Here is a 22,139-nt window from a genome sequence, read left to right on the forward strand (position 1 = left end):
TTTTCTATAATTTGCGGCAAAGATAATAAATAATTCAGAATTTTGAATTTTGGATTATGAAAAAAATTGTCAATTACTACTTGTTAATTGATAATTATTTATTACTTTTGCCCTGTAAAAAAAGAAAAAATATGAAGATAGTAAAAAAAATATTTAAATGGGGCGGAATTACGCTAGTAGTGCTTCTAGGGGCAATGGTGGCTATTCCTTATTTCTTCAAAGATACTATCAAAGAAAAAGTCATCGAAATGGTGAACAAAAACTTAAAAGCCAATCTATCATTGGCTGATGTAGATATCAGTCTCTTTAAGAGTTTCCCAAAAGCACAGATAACCCTTAGCGATTTTGCCTTAGTAAACAAAGAACCTTTCGTGGGCGATACGCTTTTTGCTGCCAAGCATATTGATGTTACCCTAAGTGTAAAAGACTTAATGGCAGGCAACTATAACCTATTAGGCGCTAATGTAAAAGACGCTTCAGCCTATATTCATTTCAATAAAGAGGGGGCTGGCAACTTCGATATTGCTATCCCATCAGATACTCCTGAAGAGGAATCAGCTCCTATCAAGTTAGACATACAAAGCTATAATGTTGAAAATCTGAAATTCACCTTTAAGATGGACGATGGCAATATATTTATGGAAATAGCTGACATCTACCACAGTGGGAAAGGGAATTTCGCAGAAGAGGTACTCGACTTAGACACCCAAACTAAGGCAAACCTTACTTTTGCAATGGACAAAAGTACTTTTATGAATCGTGTGCCTATCACGCTACAAGCCTTATTAGGCATCGACCTAAAGAATCAAAAATACACTTTTAAAGAGAATAAAGCTACAGTAAACCGTTTAGACTTAGTTTTTAATGGCTTTATTCAGCTTTTAGAAGAAGGGCAACGCTACGACCTTACTTTTAGCACTCCTACTAATACTTTTCAGAACTTTTTAGCCCTTATACCAGAGGAATATAGTAAAAGTATTGAAAACGTAAAAACTACGGGCAATCTCACCCTAAAAGGATTTGCCAAAGGCGATATGGTAGGCGACAAAATCCCTACTTTTGGACTCGAAATGTTTGCTGATAACGCTACTGTCAAATACCCCGATTTACCAAAAACTATTAAAGACATTAGTATAGATTTAAAAGTAAACAATGCTACGGGTATTACTAATGACACCAAAGTGAATCTCAATAAATTTGCGATGCGCATAGACCAAGATGTATTCTGGGCAAAAGCAAATGTCAGCAATATGTTAGTGAATCCTTTTGTTGATCTAGCTGCCAAAGGAACTATCAACTTAGCCAACCTATCACAGGCTTACCCTATTTCATTAGACAAGAAGTTAGCGGGTATCCTAAAAGCTGATATAGCAACACAGCTCGATATGAAGTCTGTAGAAACAAAAAACTACCAAAATATCAAGGCTCAAGGCAACCTATCATTATCGCAATTTGTATATGAGGGCGAAGAGTTTGTTAAACCTTTTCATATAGACCAACTTAGTATGGCTTTCAATCCTTCACACATAGGGCTTTCTGCTTTTGATGCTCGCACTGGCAACACCGACCTGCATTTAAATGGTACTATAGACAATCTATACGGATTTGTTTTCAAGAAAGAAATACTAAAAGGAAACTTCAATCTATCATCTAACAAATTAGTAGTCAATGATTTTATGCAGCCTGCTACGGCTAGTAGTCCAGCTACAACGGCTACTGCTACAACTACCAAAGCTACACAAAGTAGCACTACCGCATCAGCTATCAAAGTACCTGCTTTCTTAGACTGTACCCTTAGTGCCAAAGCTGGTACTGTGTTATACGACAATCTAACACTGAGCAACGTATCAGGCAAGCTCATCATCAAAGATGAAAAAGTAGCTTTAGAAAACCTAAAAACAGATATCTTTGGTGGTAATATAGCTCTTGCTGGAGATGTTTCAACCAAAGAAGCAACACCTACTTTTGACGTAAATCTAAATCTTAGCAAATTAAATATAGCCGAGGCTTTCACTCAAATAACTATGCTCGAAAAGATAGCTCCTATAGCTAAGGTAGTACAAGGAAAAGTAAATACTGTAATAAAGGTAAAAGGAAAGCTAAAATCTGACTTAACCCCTGAAATCAACACTATTTCGGGCGACCTATTCGCCTCTCTTATCGACTCAAAGGTAGTAAGCGAAGCCTCTCCCCTACTTTCTGCTTTAGATTCTCAGTTTACTGGGCTTAACCTATCAAATCTAAACCTAAAAGATCTAAAAGCAGCCGTTGATTTTGAAGATGGAAAAGTGAAAATTAAACCTTTCACCCTAAAATACAAAGATGTAGCTATAGAAGTAGCAGGTAGTCATGGTTTCGACCAACAAATGAACTATAAGCTCCTCTTCAATGTACCTCCTCAAATGTTGGGCAAAGAAGCTGAAAACCTACTCACTAAGTTAACCCCTGAAAACCAAAAGAAGATAACCAACTTACCTGTAGTAGCTACTGTAGGGGGTACCTTTAAAAAGCCAGAGGTAAGCACTGACATCAAGACTGTAGTAAAAGATTTAGCTACCCAAATAGCTAAAAACCAAATCAATAATCTTGCTAACAAGGGTACTGACGCCCTCCGCGATGCAATAGCTACTAAAACAGGTACTGGCACTGCTGCCGAAGTAACCAATGCTATAGGCGGACTAATGAAGAACAAAGACAGTACCCTTACCAAGGTGAAAAATGATGTGAAAGAGCGTGCCAAAGAAGAGGCCAAGAAAGAAGCTAAAAAGCAATTAGGTAATTTCTTAAAAGGATTAGGAGGTAATAAAGAAGAATAATAAAATAAATTTTTAGAAATATATGTATAAAGTAGTACTTTTACGCCACGGACAAAGTGAATGGAACAAGCTCAACCTATTCACAGGGTGGCAAGATGTAGATTTAACAGAGCAAGGAGTACAAGAAGCACGCGAAGCAGGTCGTGTAATGAAAGAAGAAGGCTTCAAATTTGATGTAGCTTACACCTCTGTACTAAAACGCGCTATCAAAACTCTTAACAACGCTTTAGAAGCTATGGGCGACCTATGGGTACCTACCTATAAAAGCTGGCGTCTCAACGAAAAGAGTTACGGAGCACTACAAGGCTTAAACAAAGCTGAAACTGCTGCTAAATATGGCGAAGACCAAGTGCTATTGTGGAGACGCTCTTATGATGTACGTCCACCTTTCATCGAAGAAAGCGACGAGCGTCACCCATCACACGACCGCCGTTATGCTGCCCTAAGCAAAGAACAAAAAACTCCAGGTGAAAGCTTAAAAGACTGCTATGACCGTATGCTACCTATCTGGTTTGAATCTATTGCTCCAGATATCAAAGCTGGCAAAAGCGTAATCATAGCTGCACACGGTAACAGCTTGCGTTCGTTAGTACAATACTTAGATGGTCTTTCAGAAGAAGAAATACTAAAATTGAACATTCCTACCGGAGTGCCTTTGGTATACGAGCTCGATGCTAACTTAAAGCCTATCAAACACTATTATTTAGGCGACCAAGAAGCTATAGCTGCTGCTATCAACAGTGTAGCTAACCAAGGAAAATCAAAATAATAGTATAGAATGATTTATTTTTAGGTCAGGCAATATGCTTGACCTAATTTTTTAATTTAAAAGATATGAACATAGCAATAGTATGCTACCCTACTTTTGGGGGGAGTGGCGTAGTTGCCACTGAGTTGGGAGTAGCCTTAGCCCGCAAAGGGCACCAAGTGCATTTTATAACCTATAGTTACCCTGTACGATTGGATTTCTTAGAGATGAATATCCATTTTCACGAAGTGCACGTAGAAGAATACCCCCTATTTCACTACCAGCCATACGAGTTAGCCCTCTCAAGCAAAATGGCATACGTAGTAAAAACCTATAACATCGATATACTGCACGTACACTACGCTATTCCACACGCATACGCAGGCTATATGGCTAAGCAGATGCTCAAACGCGAAGGGATAGAAGTACCTATGGTAACTACCTTACACGGTACTGATATTACTTTAGTAGGCAATCACCCTACCTATAAAGAAGCAGTAACTTTTAGCATAAATGAGTCAGATGTAGTAACCTCAGTATCAGAAAGCCTAAAGCAAGACACACTCAGACTTTTTAACGTACATAAAGACATAAAGGTAATCCCTAACTTTATAGATTTAAAGAAACCTAACGAAATAATTCCGTGCAAACGATCGGTAATGGCAAAACCTAATGAGTTGATAGTAACTCATATAAGCAACTTTAGAAAAGTAAAACGTGTAGATGATGTAGTAAGAGTTTTTTACGGCATACAGCAGCAACTACCTGCTAAGTTAATAATGGTAGGCGATGGCCCCGAAAGAGAGACTGCCGACCAACTGTGTAAAGATTTGGGTATCAAAAGCAAAGTTCTTTTCTTAGGAAATACCTCAGATATAGACCGCATACTTTGTATGTCAGATTTGTTTTTATTGCCCTCTGCATCAGAAAGTTTTGGACTTTCAGCCTTAGAGGCAATGGCAGCGGGCGTCCCCGTAGTATCAAGCAATGCCGGAGGCTTGTCTGAAGTAAATGAAGAGGGAGTATCAGGCTATTTATGTCCTATAGGAGATGTAGCTACAATGGCAGCAAGAGCTATCTATATATTAGAAGATACCACGCGCTTAGCACAATTCAAAAAAGACGCACGCAAGGTAGCTGAACGTTTTGACGAGAATAAAATAATACCTATGTATGAGGCTTTGTACAAAGAATTAACATAAAAATCATTATCTTTTTTTATCTTTTATTTTTCTTTTACAAGAAAAGTTCTATTTTTGCACCCAGATTAATACTTAAATAGTTTTTTTAATATAATGAATTCTACAACATCTTTACGTACGTCTCACTTTGTGCTGACGTTAAACACCTTAGCATTCACTATTTGTTTTGCGTGTTGGACACTCAATGGGGTATTAGTAACCTATTTAGTAGACAACAGTGTTTTCAATTGGAGTGTGGTAGAGACCGGTTGGCTATTGGGCTTACCGATACTCTCTGGCTCTATTTTCAGACCCTTAATGGGGATGTTAACCGATAAATACGGAGGTAAACCTGTATTTAGTTCACTACTCATTTTCTGTGCGATTCCTTTCTTTTTGATGCACTTTGTCAATTCGTATTGGATGTACTTCATCTTGAGTATTCTTTTCGGTATGGTAGGTACAGGTTTTGCCGTAGGAGTAGCCTTTACTTCGGTATGGTATCCTAAGAACTGGCAAGGGCGTGCTCTTGGTATTTTTGGTATGGGAAATGCAGGTGCTGCTATTACTACCTTTTTAGCCCCTACATTGCTCAAAATGCTTACAGCTAACGACCCCGAAGGATGGCGTTGGCTACCTGTAATCTATGGGGTTGTAATTTTAATAATGGGATTAGCATTTTTGCTATTTACTAAAAACAAAAAAGCAGCTCAAGCCCCTAAGTCAATGCACGAAATGCTCACTCCTCTTAAATCAACAAGGGTATGGCGTTTTGGCTTGTACTACTTCTTAGTGTTTGGTCTGTTTGTAGCTTTCTCACAATGGTTATTACCTTACTACATCAACGTATATAGCACTACTTTAATATTAGGAGGTATGCTTGCTTCTGCTTTTAGCTTGCCTAGTGGAGTAATCAGAGCCTTAGGAGGCTATCTGTCAGATAAGTTTGGCGCTCGCGCCGTAATGCATTGGGTTCTCCTTTCTTCACTTATCATAGGTGGATTGCTAATGCTTCCTAAGATGGAAATCCTTACTCCAGGAAAAGGAGTTGCAGCTAAAAAGAATACTACTGTAGAAAAAGTAGAAGGAAATGCTATTACCCTCGCCACTGGTGAAGTAATACAACTAACAGAAAAACCTGAAATAAAAGACGGTAATTACATTTTCCCAAAAAGCTATTCTTGGCAAGAAGCCCTCGTAAAAGAAAATCAACAAGTGAAGAAAAAAGAGGTAATAGCCCAAGGACAAACGCTTATCAAATTTGAGGCACATTTATGGGTATACACTATCTTAGTAATTCTCATTGGTATTATGTGGGGTATCGGAAAAGCTGCTGTATACAAATACATACCAGAATACTTCCCTAATGAGGTTGGTATTGTAGGGGGTATGGTAGGACTTATCGGAGGGCTTGGAGGCTTTATAGGCCCTATCCTCTTTGGTTACCTACTCGACTTTACCGGCTTATGGACAAGCTCGTGGATATTCGTGTTCTTCACTTCAGCTGTGTGCTTGTACTGGATGCATCGCACTATCAACAAACTAAACAAAAAAGCAGCTCCAGAGCTACAAAATAAAATTGAATAATTTTTGAAAATTCACAATTTAGAATTAATTACATATGAGTAAATGGTTAGAAAAATGGGAGCCAGAAAATGAAGCTTTCTGGCAATCTACAGGTAAAAAAATAGCGAATAGAACGCTTACAATTACTACTATTGCGCTTACAATGTCGTTTGCGTGTTGGTTTCTGTATAGTGCTGTAGTAGTACAGTTACCAAAAATAGGTTTTCAGTTCAGTGATGACCAACTATTTTGGTTAGCTGCTATGCCAGGATTGGCAGGAGGTCTTTTGCGTATATTGAACACTTTTTTAATTCCTATTTTCGGAACACAAAAAGTAGTGTCTATCAGTGCATTGCTAAAGATTATCCCCTTGCTAATGCTAGGCTTTGCAGTAATGGATCCTAGTTCATCTTACGGCTACTTTATGCTGATAGGCTTCTTACTAGGTATTGGTGGAGGTGATTTCTCGTCTTATATGCCTTCTACTTCTTTGTTCTTCCCTAAACGCCTATCAGGTACCGCTTTAGGGATACAGGCTGGGGTAGGAAACTTTGGGGTGAGCCTTGTACAGCTGCTTTCGCCTATCGTTATCAGCCTAAGTATCTTCTCTTTCTTAGGAGGAGGAGAAACAGTATTGACTACCGGTAAAACTATTTTCTTAGAAAACGTGGCGTTCATCTATGTATTGCCGCTTTTCTTAGTAGGTATTTGGGCTTGGTTCTCACTGAAGAGTATTCCTGTAAAAGCATCATTTAAAGAACAGTTAGACATCTTTGGCGACAAGCACACTTGGTACTGCACTGTTACATATATTATGACTTTTGGTATTTTTGCAGGTCTTTCTGCTGCATTCCCATTAATGATTAAGAATATGTACGTACCATTAGACAATACGCTTGAGCCACTGCACTACGCCTTCTATGGCCCTCTTATCAGCTCTGCTATGCGAGTGCTTTTTGGTAAAGTAGCCGACAAGTTTGGTGGTGCTATCCTTACACATATCACTGGTATTGCTATGGGTATTCTCTTTGCTATCCTCATTTTAGGAGGTTATCTAACCCCTACTTCAGCAGATCAATTCCCAATGTTCTTTATTATCATTATGGCTATCTTCTTCTTTACAGGTGTAGGTAATGCTGCTACCTTTAAGCAATACCCTACCATCTTTGCAGCTTCTCCACGTAAGTCTGCAGGGGTAATAGGTTGGACAGCTGCTGTAGCTGCTTTTGGGCCTTTCATTTTCAATATAATGATACCACAATCACGTGCTTGGTTTGGTACTTCTAAACCTTTCTTCTGGTGTGTTTTTGCCCTATGTGTAGTAGCTACGTGGATAAACTGGCACTTCTATACCCGCAAAGGATGTGAGAGACCAAGTTAGACTGATTTTAAAAAAGAGATAATTACCTTATATCACAAGGAATTAAAACAAAACAAGTGAATTACGAACGGTTCTAAATTACAAAAACTGTTTGTAATTCACTTTCTTATTTGTATCTTTGCCCCCAAAGAGTAAAACAAAATTATATGTTCAGTATTTTCACCAAAATAAACAAGAAAGCATTCCGCAATGCTGTTATTGCTACATTGATAGTAATAGCTATTACGGTAATAGGTTCTGTAAACCTACAGAACTACGATGCTGCCCTGATGATATACTTTTTTGGTACTATCAGTATGACTTTTGGGATAGCTTATAAGCATAGTGTTTGGCTACAACGCCCCCCTACCCAAAAGTATTGGAAACGCACTTGGCAGCTGTTGCGCAGCAAAGATTATTGGGCACAACTGAAAGACTATGGTAGGCTAACTTTTAAAAACCTACTATTGCAAAAATTCTTAATGCCTCGTAGCAAAATGCGCTGGTTAGGGCACTTCTTGCTATCCGTAGGTTGCTTAATTTCATTCGGTGTAACTTTTGGGCTTACCTTCGGATGGATGCACTTCACCTTAGTTCCCGGCACTACCGATATGTATGAAACCCATTTTATGGGCTTCTCGGTAATGACTTTTAAATTGGGTACTATTGTAGCCTTATTCCTCTTCCACATTTTAGTATGGACTGCCATAATGGTCATTATTGGTTCTGCTATAATGATGCACCGTCGCTTTGTAGACGAAGGGCAGATGGCAAGCCAATGGTTTGAGCGCGACTGGTTGCCTCTTATATTGCTGATAGTTGTATCAGTAACTGGATTGGGTATTTGGTTTGATTACTCATTCTTAGAAGGCAAAATGAGTCAGTTTATGGCTATTACCCACGCCATTGCAGTAGCGATGTTCCTAATGTGGATACCTTTTGGTAAATTCTTCCATATATTTCAGCGTCCTGCCCAGATAGGGGCAAATGTATACCGCCTAAAAGGAGCTAAAGAAGGGATGCAAGTATGTCCACACACTAAAGAAGAGTACGCTTGCAAAATGCAGATAAACGACCTAAAAGAGGTGACAAAAGAGCTCGGATTCAAATTAGAAAACAAAGAAGGAATGAGCTACTTAGAGTATAGTCCTGAAGGCAAACGCTGTATGCTAGCTAAAGCACACCTCAAAGCCCGTGAAGAAGCGGGTAGTTTCTTTGGTTAATTTCCTAATTCATTATTTTAAAAAGAGAAAATTATGGCAACGTTACCCGTACCCGTAGACGAAATTATAGCAAAGTGGGGGCCCCATAAGCACTATATGACAAAAGAGAGTGCTAAGGCGCGCGCCTCACAAACCCCTGACGAACTTGTAAAAACACACTGTTGTTTTTGCGGGTTGCAGTGTGGTATCAAACTCAAAATAAAAAACAAAAAAGTAGTAGGTTTTGAACCTTGGAGAGAGTTCCCTTTTAACGAAGGACGTCTTTGCCCTAAAGGAGTGCAACGTTATATGCAAGATAACCACCCTGACCGCCTACTACAACCTATCAAACGCGTAGAAGGTGTAGGCTTCGTACCTATAGAATGGGAAGAAGCTTACAGCACTGTAGTAAGTGAAATAAAACGCATACAAGAGCAATATGGCAGAAATGCTTTTGCAATGCTTTCAGGCGTATCACTTTCTACCGAAAAAAGTTATTTAGTAGGAAAATTTGCTCGTGTAGCCCTCAAAACAGCTAACTTAGACTATAACGGAAGGCTTTGTATGGTGAGTGCCGGAGCTGGTAATAAGAAAGCTTTTGGTATGGATAGATCATCTAACTCGTGGGCTGATCTTGCTCACGCTGAAGTGATTATCATAACAGGAGCTAATATCTCTGAATGTTTTCCTGTACTTACTTATCGTATATGGGAAGCCCGCGATAATGGAGCAAAAATTATAGTAATTGACCCTCGTGTAATTCCTTTAGCACGTACTGCCGATGTTCACCTACCTTTGCGCTCAGGTACCGACACTGCCCTTATGAGTACTATGCTAAAAGTACTTATTGACAACGATTGGTTAGACCACGACTTTATAGACAACTATACTTCAGGTTGGGAGGAAACTGCTAAAACAGTAGAACACTGCACACTTGAATGGGGCGAAAAAATAACTGGTGTACCTAAAGAATTGATCTACAAAGCTGCTGAGATGTGGGGTAAAGCAAAAACCTCATTCTTAGTACACGCACGCGGTATTGAGCAACACCGTAAAGGGGTACTCAACGTGTTGAGCTGTATCAACTTAGTATTAGCAACTGGACGTATTGGTAAACCTTATTGCGGTTATGGTACTATCACTGGGCAAGGAAACGGACAAGGAGGACGTGAACACGGACACAAGTGCGACCAGCTACCTGGTAACCGCGATATAGAAAACCCTGAACACCGCAAAATAGTAGCTGATTTTTGGGGTATTCCTGAATCGGAACTACCGCGTAAGGGACTCAGTGCTTACGAAATTATTGATGCTATCAACAAAGGAGAAATTAAAGGGTTACTCTCTATCTGCTTCAACCCTATTATCACTTTACCTAATAATAAATACGTAAAAAGTGCCTTAGAAAAGCTCGAATTTTACACGGGTATTGATTTCTTCCTTTCAGAAACATTGCGTCACGCTAACATCGTATTAGCAGGATCTTTACAAGAAGAAGAAGAAGGTACTACCACTACTTCAGAAGGACGTGTAGTACGTATTTCGGGAGCTGTAACCCCTCCTGGAAAAGCTAAACGCGATATAGAAATCCTGAAAGAATTAGCTAAACGTCTTGGCGAAGAAGATAAGTTTACCTACTCTTGCAGTGAAGATATCTTTAATGAATTGAGAGAGATTTCAAAAAATTCTTACGCAGATTATTACGGTATCACCTACGAAAAAGTAGAAAAGAATATGGGTGTATTCTGGCCTTGTCCAAGTCTCGATCACCCTGGTACTCCTCGTCTTTGGGAAGACCGTAAATTTAAAACTAATGACGGTAAGGCTCACTTTAACCCCACTCCTTATCAGCCACCAGTAGAAGAACCTGATGCTGACTATCCAGTAGTACTCACTACAGGACGTGTGGTAAGCCAGTACTTAAGTGGTACCCAAACACGCCGTATTGGTAAATTGGTAGATATTTACCCAGAACCATTAATGGAAATACACCCTGAGTTGGCTGCCAAATATGGTATAGAAGAAGGCGACTTGGTGCGTATTACTACCCGCCGCAACTCAGCAGTATTCCCTGCTAATGTAGTGGTAACTATCCGAAAAGATTCAGTATTTGTACCTTATCACTGGGGAGGTGTGAACGCTGCAAACCAGCTCACTGTAGGATTAGAAGGTCTTGACCCTATCTCTAAGATGCCCGAGTTTAAAGTGTGTGCCTGCAAGATAGAGAAAACAGGAGAGAAGAAAGCCAAAGACTCTGCTGAATATGCTTACAGAAGTAGAGATGTGCTATTTGCAGAAGGCGACACCCCTATTCCTAACTAAGAGTAAAAAAGAGTATACAAAAAGAGTAAAAACAAAATTCAATGGCAGAACAATTTAAAAAATTCAATGATATGGAGTTCTTCTTGGATATGCAGCGCTGCATAGGCTGTCACTCTTGCGAGATGGCTTGTGCAGAATGCGAAACCAATGGAGAGACCTCAATGATTCATATTCACTATGTAGACAGGCGCGAGACTGTACAAACTACTGTGCAAGTATGTATGCACTGCGATGACCCTATCTGTGCCAATGTATGTCCAGCAGATGCCATAGTGAAAGATGAATATGGTATTGTACACTCAGCTGATGTATCAAAATGTATCGGTTGTGCTAACTGTGTGCTTAGCTGTCCATTCGGTGTACCTAAGATACCTGACCAAAATGCACTGTTAATGATGAAGTGCAATATGTGTTACGACCGTACCAGCGTAGGCTTAAAGCCTATGTGTGCTACGGTATGTCCAAGTGGAGCACTTACTTTCGATACCAAAGAAAATGTGGCTAAAAAACGCCCTAATAGTACCCCTATTAAGAAGTTTATCTTTGGCGAAGAGGTAGTAACTACTAAGGTAAACCTAATGATGCCTAAGGGCAGTGAAGAGATTAAGGTATTTTAATTACAAAAAACACTAAAAAAATGGTAGACGAAAATAAAAACATACCCGACTGGAAAGCAGACTTTCCGATTAAGAAGACAGAGGCAGGCTATGTAGCAAGACGCGACTTCTTAAAAGTCATTACGCTCTTCTCTGGAATTATGGCAGCTGTAAATGTATTCATACCTATATTCAACTTTTTCCATAAGCGAAAAGTAATTAAAGATTACTTCGTGTGTAATACTTCAGAGCTAAAAGTAGGTGCTCAGAAAACTTTTTATGTAGACGGCGATCATCGCAATCCGTATATGCTAATACGCTTAGCTGAAGACGATTGGCGTGTATACGAACAAAAATGTACTCACCTTTCTTGTTCGGTAATTTACGATCACGAGCACGGAATGATAGAATGTCCTTGTCATCACGGCTTTTTTGACGCCAAAGATGGTAAGGTACTGCAAGGGCCTCCGCCACGCCCTCTACCACGCCTAAACGTAGTGGTAAAAGACGGCAAAATATTTGTGGAAGATTATACATACGAACAACAAATCAACCACAAAGCACACTCTTAATTAACAATTAACAATTGATGTTATGGCAATTAGAAAGAAACCTATACAAAAAGCTACTACTCGTGTAAATGATATGTTAGCTTTTATCATTGGCATTTACATACTACTTACAGGTATGCAAATGTGGTTACTATTTGGTACTATCAACAAAGCTCTATATCTGTACAATACAGAGATCAATGTACAAGAATTTGCTACGTGGTCAGCTATAGGCTCTGTAGTAATATTCTTATGCTTATTGTTCTTCTTACGTTATATACCAATGATTAAGACGGGAAAAATACTAAAAGGAGACGAAAAAGAAGAAGAGTATGAGTACTAATCTCACCGATACTTTTGGACGAAAACACACATATTTGCGGCTATCCATTACGGATAGCTGCAATTTTCGTTGTTTATACTGTATGCCCAACGAACCCTTCACAAGCAGTCCATCATCTAAATTGATGAATAGCGATGAAATTTTTGGTATCTCAAAAATATTTGTAGAGCAATTTGGTATTAACAAAATACGTATCACCGGAGGAGAGCCTCTTGTACGTCAAGACTTTGATGAAATTATACAAAAGTTGGCTACCCTAAATATCTCTCTGGGGGTTACTACTAATGGAGTATTACTCGATAGGTATTTTGACCTACTGAAAGTTCACAATGTACAACATCTAAACATCAGTATTGACTCATTAGACCAAGAGCGTTTTAAGCAAATCACCAAGAGAGACCTCCTACCCCAAGTATGGAACAATATAATGCGCAGTATAGACTTAGGGTTTAGAGTAAAACTAAATGCTGTAATAATGAAGGGAGTTAATGACGATGAACTGCTACCATTAGTAACTCTTTCACACCACTACCCTATTGAGATGCGCTTTATAGAGTTTATGCCTTTCTACGGCAATACGTGGGAACGAGGAAAAGTAATCTCGGTAAATGAGATGCTCAGTACTATCGCTAAAGAGTTTAACTACATTAAATTGACAGACGAAAAGCACGATACCTCTCGCAAATACCAACTCAGCAAAAATAGCAAAGGCATTTTTGGTTTTATATCTACTATGAGTAATGCTTTCTGCGGAGGGTGCAATCGTATAAGGCTAACTTCTGATGGGAAAATGAAAAATTGCCTATTCGGAGCAGAAGAATTTGACCTACTGAGCCTCTACAGAGAAGGAAAAGACCTTACCGCTCTTATAAAAGAAGGCGTATGGCGCAAACACAAAGAAAAAGGAGGACAGTTCACCGAAATCAATACAGTGGATAGCCAAAAAATGGTAAACCGCAGTATGATAAAGATAGGTGGTTAATTTTTAAATATGGAAAAACTTCGTACATTTGCCAGCGAAAAAAAGAAGATAACAAAGCTATCTAAGGTATAAATAAAACCTTATATTTTTTTACATATCGTATTGTTATGCAAATCATAACGATTAAGTTTTCAGATAAAAACTAATTTTAAATATATCACTTTACAACTAAAAATTCTTATACTAATGAGTACTTTAGGAGGTGTTTATCCCATTTCTACACAAGTTTGGTTTACTAGTGTAGGGATAAGTATATTGCAAACGTGTGCTATGTTTAACTTTTAATATTATTAAACAATGAAAAGAATATCAAAAATTATTTTAACCCTCGTTTTAGCATTACTCATCAATGCTTATAGTTTCGCAGCTGATAAGATAACTGTAGCAGCAGCAGCTAACCTTCGCTATGTATTAGAAGAACTCAAACAACAATACGTAAAATCGCACAAAGATACCCAGATAGACATTGTATTTGGTGCTTCAGGAACACTAACTCAACAAATAGTAAATGGTGCTAACTTCGATTTGTTTTTAGCCGCTAACACTAAATTCCCTGAAGAAGTGATTAGCAAAGGCTTCGGGCACGGAAAATCAGTAGTGTACTGCTATGGTAAAGTAGCCCTTTGGAGTATGAATATCAATGTAAAAAAAGGTATTAAAGCTACTTTAGAAAACCCTAAAGTAAGTCGTATAGCCATTGCTAATCCTAAATTAGCCCCTTATGGTAAAAATGCTGTAGAAACCCTACAAAAATTAGGACTATATAACGGTATAGAATCTAAAATAGTATGGGGTGAAAACATCAACCAAACAGCACAATTCGTCTCTACTGGCAATGCCCAAGTAGGTTTTGTAGCCCTTTCTACTATTTTAGCACCAGAGATGAAGGATAAACAAGGCAAGTACTACTTACTCACTAATGAAGAATGTACTCCTATAGCACAAGCTGGTGTAGTAATAAAAGATAAGAATACCGCTCTTGCACAAGCCTTTTTAGACTATTTATTAAGTGACAAAGCTAAACCTATCTGGAAAAAACACGGTTACGAACTAAAATAATGGAAGAATTTATAAAAACCTTATTATTAACGGGTAAAATGGCAGTTATTACTACTGCCATTTTATTCATTTTTAGCCTACCAGTATCATATTGGTTAGCATATAGCAAATTTAAAGGTAAAGTACTATTCGAAGCCTTACTATGTATGCCTATGGTACTCCCCCCTACCGTATTAGGCTATTATTTCTTATTACTTATTAGCCCTACACGCGGATTAGGAAAATACTTAAGTGAGACATTTGACATACAACTCGCTTTTACTTTTGAAGGAGTGGTGATAGCTAGTATAGTAGCTAATTTGCCCTTTATGATTCAACCCCTACAAAATGGTTTTACAGCACTACCTAAACAACTGAAAGAAGCAGCTTATACTTTAGGAAAAAGCAAATGGACAACCTTTTGGCATGTACTTTTACCTAATATAAAACCTTCTATTATAACAGGTTTAGCACTTACTTTCGCTCATTGTATAGGCGAATTTGGTATCGTACTGATGATTGGTGGTAGCATTCCTAACGAGACAAAAGTAGCTTCAATAGAACTGTATGACCAAGTCCAAGCACTCAACTATGAACTTGCTGACCAATACGCACTGATATTATTTGCTATCTCATTTATATTGCTATTGGTTATTTTCAGTATTAACAAAAAACAAAATACAAATTACCTATGATTACTATAGATATTTCACATACTATTTACACTTCAGAAGGAGCTAAAGACTTATTGGTAAACAAAACTGTAAAAGATGGTGCTTTAGTACAGCTATCAGGACTTTCGGGCATAGGCAAAACAACCCTATTCCGCATTTTGGTGGGACTTATAAAACCAGATCGAGGCTTCTTTCGTGTAGGTGATAAAATATTGTTAAACACTGAAAAGAATATTAACCTGCCACCTCAACAACGCAATATCGCCCTGATGTTTCAAGAGTATGCTCTTTTTCCGAATATGACGGTCTGGGAGAATATCGCCTTTGCTCAAAAGCAAAAAGACCCTGCTTATATAAGTCAGTTGCTCGAAAACTTCAAAATGGAGCAGCTAAAAAACCGAAAAGTAACTCAACTATCAGGGGGACAACAGCAACGAGTAGCTTTGGCGCGTACTTTAGCACAAAAAGCCTCTATTACACTACTTGATGAGCCCTTTTCATCAGTTGACGCTACTATGAGAGCTATTATGAAGCAAGAAGTACTCTCGTTTCTGACTACAAGCAAAAGTACTATATTTATTATAAGTCATCAGACTGAAGATTTTGAAAAAGAAGCTGATGACAAAATAATAATCTAAAACACAAAAAACGAAGAACTAAGACATTAATTTCATTACAAGATGACCATATCTTAAAAAAAGTGTTATATTTGCAGCCAATTAACGGTTCAACTTTTCAATGAAAAAATTTATATCTTCACTTATATGTATACCGCTACTATGGAGTTGTGGCGATGAAAATAGTACTTATACTAATACTGCTGAAATCCCTATAGAAGGAGAAATGGTAGCACAACTCACTTCACCTCCTTTCGTACCTGCCCCTGTAGGAAATCGCAAGGCTACTAAACTAAGTGTTACCCTCGAAATCATAGAAAAAGAAGGCGAATTGGCAGATGGCACTAAATACCTTTTTTGGACGTTTGGCGGTACAGTACCTGGAAATTTTATCCGTACCCGAGTAGGCGATGAAGTATCATTCACTCTCAAAAATCATCCTGATAACAAATTAGCTCATAATATTGACCTACACGCTGTAACAGGTACAGGAGGCGGTGCTGATGCATCGTTAGTAGCCCCAGGGCAGCAGCGCACTTTCACTTTTAAGTGTCTCAACCCAGGGTTATTCGTTTATCACTGCGCTCAAGCCCCTGTGCCCCTACATATTGCTAATGGTATGTACGGACTTATATTAGTAGAACCTGAAGGTGGTCTACCTCCAGTGGATATGGAATACTATGTAATGCAAGGCGATTTCTATACAGAAGGAGACTACGGAGCTCAAGGATTACAAGCCTTTAGTCAGGAAAAAGCCCTTGCCGAAAAGCCTGATTATGTGCTTTTCAATGGTAAAGTAGGTGCCCTCACAGGCAATAAAGCCCTTACAGTGAACGCTGGTGAAACAGTACGTCTTTTTGTAGGGAATGGAGGACCTAACCTTATCTCTTCTTTCCACGTAATAGGCGAAATCTTTGACCGAGTACAAGTAGAAGGAGGTAAACTCATAAATGAAAACGTACAGACAACTGTTATTCCGGCAGGTGGGGCAGCCATAGTAGAGTTTAAGGTAGAAGTACCAGGTTCTTATACTTTGGTAGACCACGCTATTTTCCGCGCTTTCAATAAAGGTGCACTAGGACAGCTCATTGCTCAAGGACGTGAAAATCCAGTTATTTATGGCAAGCAAGCCCCCATACCTTATCAAGCTAAAGTAACAAATAGTCAAGTGACCACTAACGAAGCTACCTCTACTAAGGAAACAAGTAATAAAACACTAGCACAACAGATAGAAGAAGGTAAAAAAGTGTACCAACGCACTTGTATTGCTTGTCATCAGGTGCAAGGACAAGGCTTAGAAGGGGCTTTTCCGCCTTTAGCAAAAGCTGACTACCTCAATGCCGATGTAGATAGAGCTATAGAGACCGTACTAAAAGGGCATACAGGAGGAATTACTGTGAATGGAAAACAGTACAACAGCGTAATGCCTCCACAACCGCTTACCCCAGAGCAAATAGCCGATGTACTCACCTATGTATATCACAACTGGGAAAACAACAAAACTGTAGTAAGCCCTGAAAGAGTAAAGAAAGTAAGAGACAAACATTAATAGAGGTAAATGATGAGAAGATACTTTACCTATATAATATTTTTATGCTTTTATGGGTTACTCTTAGGGCAAACTCCTACCCCAATGGTAACGATTAAAGGAGGAAGCTATATCCCTTTGTATGGAGTAAAAGGGGAAGATAAAGCGACAAAGCCCGTAAATGTAAAGAGCTTTCAGCTAGATATATACCCAATAACCAATGCACAATACAAAGCTTTTTTGGAGAAACACCCCGAGTGGCAACGCTCTCAAGTGAAAGGAATCTTTGCACAGAAAAGTTATCTTTCACATTGGCAGAGCGACTTAGATTTTAGTCCGCTAGAGGCACAAGCTCCTGTTACCCACATCTCGTGGTTTGCTGCCAAGAAATATTGTGAGTGTGAAGGAAAGCGACTACCAACTACTGATGAGTGGGAGTATGTAGCCCAATCCGATGCCCAAAGTATAGATGCTCGCAAGAAGAAACATTACCAAGAATATATAGTGCGAAGTATGCAAACGCCCAAGACCTACTTACAGAAAGTGGGGAGCACACCCAAGAACTATTGGGGAGTGTATGATATGCACGGCTTGGTATGGGAATGGGTGGCGGACTTCAACAGTGTGCTTCTCTCGGGCGACTCGCGCAAAGACAAGCAAGGAGATGATGCTCTTTTTTGTGGCGGGAGTGCGCTCAATGCTTCCGACCTTACTAACTATGGAGCTTTTATGCGGTATGCGCTACGAGGGAGCCTTAAAGCTAACTATACAATGCTGAATATGGGCTTCAGATGTGCAAAAAATAATTAAAAAATGAAGGTAATTACTATATTTATTTGTATTTTTGCCGTTGTAATACTCTTGTTGTGCTTGGGTGTAGTCATTTATAGCACCTTTATAAACTATACTTTGTGGTATATTCCGGTGATATTCAGCATTCCGTTGGTAGTAGCGTTGTTATTTGTATTAGGGCACTATTTTGATTTCTCAGGAGATACGACAGATGCAGATAAAAGCCGTATTACTTATGATGATAAGGGTTTTACAATAGATATTCCGTTATTTAATGAAACCAACTTTATCGCTTGGGATAGTATAAAGAAGATAATCTATAGTGATGGTTCACTAGAGGATGAGCGTATGTTTGTTGTTTACTTGAATAGCCCCTTGGTAGCAACTCTTAAAGAACGCCCTCATTGGATAAATAAATATACCTTCAAATGGAGTAATAGCAAGCCTATTATGTAAGTAAGGATCAAAGCCTCAACGATAGGTTTTCGAGACTTTGCGAAGGAAATAAGTGAGTATTTGGACAATGTACAAATACCTAATATGGACAGAAAAAGAAATGGTGTTTTGGTAAACAGAACCGAAAAAACTACAGCTCATACAAGAGAAGTAACAGAGCTGTGGAAAGCACAAGAGTGGGAGGAAACACAAGTGGTATATCGCAATGAAAGATATTCTAACAAAATATAGAAATATTATAGAAGATTGTGAGTTGCTATTAGGTGATGATAACAACTTAAAAAATATGTCGCGTAATGATATAGATAAAATCTGCCGTTATGTGATAGTAGATATTTATAAAAAATCGTCAGAATTAACAATTATAGCATTGGTGAATATTTATATCAAAGCTATGATTGTAGAAGCTAATGCAGATTATGATATATTGAAAGAATATGTAGGAGATTTTCTGTACTATGATGGGACAACAAGCTCGTATAGATATATAAGAGCTAAATTGGAAGAAATAAGAGGGATTACGGAACAAGGAATTGACGATAAATACCTTTATCGTAATTATGAAGAAGTAGCCGATGTTCTAGAGGGATTTTTAGAAATATTAGAAGCGAAATATGATAAAATGAAGATAAACCTTAGAAAGAATTACTATTGATGAAAACATTATATTTTATTTTACTGAGTTTGTTGTTGCTCAATTGTAATAACCACAATAGCAACACAGCCACAACAGATACAAAAGCAGTGGCAGATAGCACTGCTAGAAAGACGACTGATAGTTTTTCGGACTTATCAGTATATCACTTGCCAGCGGTATGGACGACCCAAAATGGGGATAACATAGAGCTTAAAGACCTCAAAGGGAATGTATTGGTAGTGGTAATGATCTACACCTCTTGCAAGACCGCTTGTCCTATCCTTATTAAAGATATGCGCGAAATACGCAAACGCGTAGATGAACAAGCAGGAGACAAACGCAAGCAAGTGAAATACCTTTTGGTGAGTATAGACCCCGAGACAGATACACCAGAGCATTTAAAAGCCTTTGCCAAAGAAAGGCAAATGGACGATGAGCAGTGGCTATTCCTTCGATCTAATGAAGAACAAACACGAGAGTTTGCTGCAGTACTTGCTGTGAACTACAAGCAAATATCGCCAGTGGATTTCTCACATTCTAACATCATCAGTGTGTTTAACAAGAAAGGAGAATTGGTATCGCAACAAGAAGGTTTAGGCATTGACTATGACAAGACAGTGAAGGAAACCCTTAAACAGTTAGTAAATTAATATGGTAAATACAAATCAAGCAAAAGACCTCATAGAGGCACATATTCAGACTACAGAGGTAGTAGAAGTACCTCTTATAGAAGCTTTAGGAGGGTATTTGGCGACACATATATTTGCACCTATTGCAGTGCCTTCATTTTCTAATTCGGCTATGGATGGTTATGGTTTTCGCTATATGGATAGCCTCAGTACTGATACCTTTACAGTAGTAGGAGAGATACCAGCGGGGAAGACTATAGATATAGCTTTGGGCAAAGGAGAGGCAGTGCGTATCTTCACAGGGGCGCGTGTGCCCAGCAGTGTTGATACTGTGGTTATTCAAGAAATGGTAACTCGCGAAGGCAATACTATTCACTTTGATAACACCATTCTTAAAAAAGGACAGAACATCCGCTTGAAAGGAGAGCAGACACAGGAGGGCGACCTTGTATTACACGAAAATACCTTTGTAAATCCAGCTGTAATAGGATTTCTTGCCAGCTTAGGTATTGATAAAGTAAAGATATTTGCCAAACCTACTATCGGTTTACTTTACACAGGTGATGAGTTAGTAGAGATAGGCAACCCTCTACCAGAAGGCAAAATTTACAATGCTAATTCTTATACTCTACAAGCTGCATTGGCTGAGATAGGACAATCACTTTCATTAGTACAACACATTGCCGACACCCAACAAGCTACTGAACAAGCTATACGCGAAGCTCTCGAAAAAGTAGATATACTCTTACTTTCGGGAGGTATATCGGTAGGCGATTACGACTTTGTGCGTACTTCTCTTCAAAACATAGGTGTAGAAGAAGTCCTTTATAAAGTAGCTCAAAAACCTGGTAAGCCTCTTTATTTCGGTAAGTATGGACATAAGAGAGTGTTTGCTCTACCTGGTAATCCTGCTTCGGTATTCATTTGTTATCATATGTATGTAAAACCTTTTATTTTAGGATGTTATGGAAGAAATAACTTCCGCAAAGAGATGGACTACGCAACCCTTACACATCCTTACGACCGCAAGAAAGGAGAACTTACACAATATTTAAAAGCCTACGTTGACAAAGCTAAAGTGATGGTGCTACATTCGCAAGAGTCGCATAAGCTCGATACCTTGCCTCTCACCAATTGCTTATTAGAGTTTCCTGCAGGCAAAACAATACTTGAAAAAGACGAAAAAGTAAAGATATGGAGACTGTAACTATCAAAGGACATATTTGGTTTCAAACTGAAACAGGACTTCGCATAGGTGAAGGAAGAGCCAAACTATTAGAGCAAATAGACCTTTCGGGGTCTATATCTGAAGCAGCCCGTCAGCTAAAAATACCTTATCGCCGTGCTTGGGGAATGGTGCGTGAAATGAACAATAACGCCAAAGAGCCTCTTGTTATTAAAGAAGTAGGAGGTAAAGATGGCGGACGCAGCATCTTAACTCAGGAAGGTAAGAAAATCGTAGCACTATTTAAGAAAGTAGATCAGTGTTTTAAAAACTTTTCAGAAGATGAAAGCTATCGTCTTAGCAGGGGGCAAGAGTAGCCGAATGGGAGAAAACAAAGCCCTTCTTACTCTTGAAGGAGAACCTCTGCTTGCAGGTATAGGAAACTGTTTAGAAGATTTAGGACACGAAGTGTATATAGCTGGAAAAAAGGCTGAATATGATGTTTTCCCCTACCCTCAGATAGCTGACATATACCCTAACAAAGGTCCTTTAGGAGGAATTTACAGTGCATTAGTGCATCTAAAAAAAGATATATTAGTATGCCCTTGTGATATGCCTCTCTTAGATAGAAATATATTTTATTTTTTGCAATCAACTGCCGATTATAGCAAAATAAATGTACTCACTTATAATGAAAAGGTATTTCCTACTTTAGGCATTTATCCTTATGCTTATGTTGCTCAACTGCAAAACTATATAACACAAAACAAACTAAAAATGCTGACTATTCTCGAAGAATTAGGAGCAAAAAAACACTCTTATCCTATATATAGTAATTCCCAACAATATTTTGCGAATATCAATACTCCAGAAGATTGGACGACGCTATTAAAAAACAAATGATATATAACAATGGCACAGCTATTGCAATATATT

Annotated in this window: 23 protein-coding genes; all 23 read left to right on the forward strand. The window is 38.6% G+C overall.

Annotation, left to right across the window (positions count from 1 at the left end):
* Window positions 1-131 precede the first annotated feature (131 nt).
* Complete coding sequence (locus C8P65_RS09965; protein WP_107782674.1) at window positions 132-2,816, forward strand: AsmA family protein; 2,685 nt, start codon at window positions 132-134, stop codon at window positions 2,814-2,816.
* 22 nt (window positions 2,817-2,838) lie between these two features.
* Window positions 2,839-3,585 (forward strand): 2,3-diphosphoglycerate-dependent phosphoglycerate mutase, encoded by a 747-nt coding sequence (gpmA, locus tag C8P65_RS09970; RefSeq protein ID WP_009389863.1) that lies wholly within the window; start codon window positions 2,839-2,841, stop codon window positions 3,583-3,585.
* Between the two features lie 65 nt (window positions 3,586-3,650).
* Window positions 3,651-4,766 (forward strand): N-acetyl-alpha-D-glucosaminyl L-malate synthase BshA, encoded by a 1,116-nt coding sequence (bshA, locus tag C8P65_RS09975; protein ID WP_107782675.1) that lies wholly within the window; start codon window positions 3,651-3,653, stop codon window positions 4,764-4,766.
* 93 nt (window positions 4,767-4,859) lie between these two features.
* The gene (locus C8P65_RS09980; protein ID WP_107782676.1) at window positions 4,860-6,332 is read left to right on the forward strand and encodes an MFS transporter; all 1,473 of its coding nucleotides are present in this window, start codon (window positions 4,860-4,862) and stop codon (window positions 6,330-6,332) included.
* Window positions 6,333-6,366: 34 nt separating this feature from the next.
* Window positions 6,367-7,692: an MFS transporter gene (locus C8P65_RS09985; protein ID WP_009389860.1), complete on the forward strand. Its 1,326-nt coding sequence runs from the start codon at window positions 6,367-6,369 to the stop codon at window positions 7,690-7,692.
* A 146-nt stretch (window positions 7,693-7,838) separates the two neighbouring features.
* A complete protein-coding gene (locus C8P65_RS09990; protein WP_095912923.1) occupies window positions 7,839-8,894 on the forward strand; it encodes an MFS transporter in 1,056 nt (351 codons plus the stop codon).
* Between the two features lie 33 nt (window positions 8,895-8,927).
* Window positions 8,928-11,195, forward strand: a complete 2,268-nt coding sequence (locus C8P65_RS09995; protein WP_107782677.1) for a molybdopterin oxidoreductase family protein — start codon at window positions 8,928-8,930, stop codon at window positions 11,193-11,195.
* Between the two features lie 41 nt (window positions 11,196-11,236).
* Window positions 11,237-11,812 (forward strand): 4Fe-4S dicluster domain-containing protein, encoded by a 576-nt coding sequence (locus C8P65_RS10000; RefSeq protein WP_009389857.1) that lies wholly within the window; start codon window positions 11,237-11,239, stop codon window positions 11,810-11,812.
* A 20-nt stretch (window positions 11,813-11,832) separates the two neighbouring features.
* Entirely contained in the window at window positions 11,833-12,363 is a 531-nt protein-coding gene (locus C8P65_RS10005; protein ID WP_107782678.1) for a QcrA and Rieske domain-containing protein, read from the forward strand.
* Window positions 12,364-12,385: 22 nt separating this feature from the next.
* Window positions 12,386-12,685: a hypothetical protein gene (locus C8P65_RS10010; RefSeq protein WP_009389855.1), complete on the forward strand. Its 300-nt coding sequence runs from the start codon at window positions 12,386-12,388 to the stop codon at window positions 12,683-12,685.
* On the forward strand, window positions 12,675-13,667 hold the full coding sequence (moaA, locus tag C8P65_RS10015) for a GTP 3',8-cyclase MoaA (RefSeq protein ID WP_107782679.1): 993 nt from the start codon (window positions 12,675-12,677) through the stop codon (window positions 13,665-13,667). The genes C8P65_RS10010 and moaA overlap by 11 nt, the downstream gene beginning before the upstream one ends.
* A gap of 297 nt (window positions 13,668-13,964) precedes the next feature.
* Window positions 13,965-14,726 carry a molybdate ABC transporter substrate-binding protein gene (modA, locus tag C8P65_RS10020; protein WP_107782680.1) on the forward strand — a complete coding sequence of 254 codons (762 nt, stop codon included), beginning with the start codon at window positions 13,965-13,967 and terminating at the stop codon, window positions 14,724-14,726.
* Window positions 14,726-15,400: a molybdate ABC transporter permease subunit gene (gene modB, locus C8P65_RS10025; RefSeq protein WP_107782681.1), complete on the forward strand. Its 675-nt coding sequence runs from the start codon at window positions 14,726-14,728 to the stop codon at window positions 15,398-15,400. The genes modA and modB overlap by 1 nt, the downstream gene beginning before the upstream one ends.
* Window positions 15,397-16,017 (forward strand): ATP-binding cassette domain-containing protein, encoded by a 621-nt coding sequence (locus C8P65_RS10030; RefSeq protein WP_107782682.1) that lies wholly within the window; start codon window positions 15,397-15,399, stop codon window positions 16,015-16,017. The genes modB and C8P65_RS10030 overlap by 4 nt, the downstream gene beginning before the upstream one ends.
* A 100-nt stretch (window positions 16,018-16,117) precedes the next feature.
* Window positions 16,118-17,545 (forward strand): copper-containing nitrite reductase, encoded by a 1,428-nt coding sequence (nirK, locus tag C8P65_RS10035; RefSeq protein ID WP_107782683.1) that lies wholly within the window; start codon window positions 16,118-16,120, stop codon window positions 17,543-17,545.
* Window positions 17,546-17,554: 9 nt separating this feature from the next.
* Entirely contained in the window at window positions 17,555-18,334 is a 780-nt protein-coding gene (locus tag C8P65_RS10040; protein WP_211305899.1) for a formylglycine-generating enzyme family protein, read from the forward strand.
* A 3-nt stretch (window positions 18,335-18,337) separates the two neighbouring features.
* Window positions 18,338-18,772 (forward strand): hypothetical protein, encoded by a 435-nt coding sequence (locus tag C8P65_RS10045; protein WP_146162930.1) that lies wholly within the window; start codon window positions 18,338-18,340, stop codon window positions 18,770-18,772.
* A gap of 84 nt (window positions 18,773-18,856) precedes the next feature.
* Window positions 18,857-19,003, forward strand: a complete 147-nt coding sequence (locus C8P65_RS12110) for a hypothetical protein (RefSeq protein ID WP_170069102.1) — start codon at window positions 18,857-18,859, stop codon at window positions 19,001-19,003.
* Window positions 18,978-19,427: a hypothetical protein gene (locus tag C8P65_RS10050; protein ID WP_107782685.1), complete on the forward strand. Its 450-nt coding sequence runs from the start codon at window positions 18,978-18,980 to the stop codon at window positions 19,425-19,427. Before C8P65_RS12110 ends, C8P65_RS10050 begins: the two co-directional genes overlap by 26 nt.
* Window positions 19,427-20,059, forward strand: a complete 633-nt coding sequence (locus tag C8P65_RS10055; protein ID WP_211305900.1) for an SCO family protein — start codon at window positions 19,427-19,429, stop codon at window positions 20,057-20,059. Before C8P65_RS10050 ends, C8P65_RS10055 begins: the two co-directional genes overlap by 1 nt.
* Window position 20,060: 1 nt before the next feature.
* A complete protein-coding gene (locus C8P65_RS10060; protein ID WP_107782687.1) occupies window positions 20,061-21,245 on the forward strand; it encodes a molybdopterin molybdotransferase MoeA in 1,185 nt (394 codons plus the stop codon).
* Window positions 21,233-21,580 carry a winged helix-turn-helix domain-containing protein gene (locus C8P65_RS10065; RefSeq protein ID WP_095912935.1) on the forward strand — a complete coding sequence of 116 codons (348 nt, stop codon included), beginning with the start codon at window positions 21,233-21,235 and terminating at the stop codon, window positions 21,578-21,580. Before C8P65_RS10060 ends, C8P65_RS10065 begins: the two co-directional genes overlap by 13 nt.
* Window positions 21,546-22,106, forward strand: coding sequence for a molybdenum cofactor guanylyltransferase (locus C8P65_RS10070; RefSeq protein WP_107782688.1), 561 nt, complete (start codon window positions 21,546-21,548; stop codon window positions 22,104-22,106). Before C8P65_RS10065 ends, C8P65_RS10070 begins: the two co-directional genes overlap by 35 nt.
* Window positions 22,107-22,139 lie beyond the last annotated feature (33 nt).

This window comes from Capnocytophaga leadbetteri, from assembly GCF_003054025.1.
Lineage (GTDB): Bacteria > Bacteroidota > Bacteroidia > Flavobacteriales > Flavobacteriaceae > Capnocytophaga > Capnocytophaga leadbetteri.

Coding starts and splice junctions, on each gene's coding strand:
- C8P65_RS09965 (WP_107782674.1), top strand. CDS start 132: ATGAAGATAGTAAAAAAAATATTTAAATGGGGCGGAATTACGCTAGTA.
- gpmA (WP_009389863.1), top strand. CDS start 2,839: ATGTATAAAGTAGTACTTTTACGCCACGGACAAAGTGAATGGAACAAG.
- bshA (WP_107782675.1), top strand. CDS start 3,651: ATGAACATAGCAATAGTATGCTACCCTACTTTTGGGGGGAGTGGCGTA.
- C8P65_RS09980 (WP_107782676.1), top strand. CDS start 4,860: ATGAATTCTACAACATCTTTACGTACGTCTCACTTTGTGCTGACGTTA.
- C8P65_RS09985 (WP_009389860.1), top strand. CDS start 6,367: ATGAGTAAATGGTTAGAAAAATGGGAGCCAGAAAATGAAGCTTTCTGG.
- C8P65_RS09990 (WP_095912923.1), top strand. CDS start 7,839: ATGTTCAGTATTTTCACCAAAATAAACAAGAAAGCATTCCGCAATGCT.
- C8P65_RS09995 (WP_107782677.1), top strand. CDS start 8,928: ATGGCAACGTTACCCGTACCCGTAGACGAAATTATAGCAAAGTGGGGG.
- C8P65_RS10000 (WP_009389857.1), top strand. CDS start 11,237: ATGGCAGAACAATTTAAAAAATTCAATGATATGGAGTTCTTCTTGGAT.
- C8P65_RS10005 (WP_107782678.1), top strand. CDS start 11,833: ATGGTAGACGAAAATAAAAACATACCCGACTGGAAAGCAGACTTTCCG.
- C8P65_RS10010 (WP_009389855.1), top strand. CDS start 12,386: ATGGCAATTAGAAAGAAACCTATACAAAAAGCTACTACTCGTGTAAAT.
- moaA (WP_107782679.1), top strand. CDS start 12,675: ATGAGTACTAATCTCACCGATACTTTTGGACGAAAACACACATATTTG.
- modA (WP_107782680.1), top strand. CDS start 13,965: ATGAAAAGAATATCAAAAATTATTTTAACCCTCGTTTTAGCATTACTC.
- modB (WP_107782681.1), top strand. CDS start 14,726: ATGGAAGAATTTATAAAAACCTTATTATTAACGGGTAAAATGGCAGTT.
- C8P65_RS10030 (WP_107782682.1), top strand. CDS start 15,397: ATGATTACTATAGATATTTCACATACTATTTACACTTCAGAAGGAGCT.
- nirK (WP_107782683.1), top strand. CDS start 16,118: ATGAAAAAATTTATATCTTCACTTATATGTATACCGCTACTATGGAGT.
- C8P65_RS10040 (WP_211305899.1), top strand. CDS start 17,555: ATGATGAGAAGATACTTTACCTATATAATATTTTTATGCTTTTATGGG.
- C8P65_RS10045 (WP_146162930.1), top strand. CDS start 18,338: ATGAAGGTAATTACTATATTTATTTGTATTTTTGCCGTTGTAATACTC.
- C8P65_RS12110 (WP_170069102.1), top strand. CDS start 18,857: ATGGACAGAAAAAGAAATGGTGTTTTGGTAAACAGAACCGAAAAAACT.
- C8P65_RS10050 (WP_107782685.1), top strand. CDS start 18,978: ATGAAAGATATTCTAACAAAATATAGAAATATTATAGAAGATTGTGAG.
- C8P65_RS10055 (WP_211305900.1), top strand. CDS start 19,427: ATGAAAACATTATATTTTATTTTACTGAGTTTGTTGTTGCTCAATTGT.
- C8P65_RS10060 (WP_107782687.1), top strand. CDS start 20,061: ATGGTAAATACAAATCAAGCAAAAGACCTCATAGAGGCACATATTCAG.
- C8P65_RS10065 (WP_095912935.1), top strand. CDS start 21,233: ATGGAGACTGTAACTATCAAAGGACATATTTGGTTTCAAACTGAAACA.
- C8P65_RS10070 (WP_107782688.1), top strand. CDS start 21,546: ATGAAAGCTATCGTCTTAGCAGGGGGCAAGAGTAGCCGAATGGGAGAA.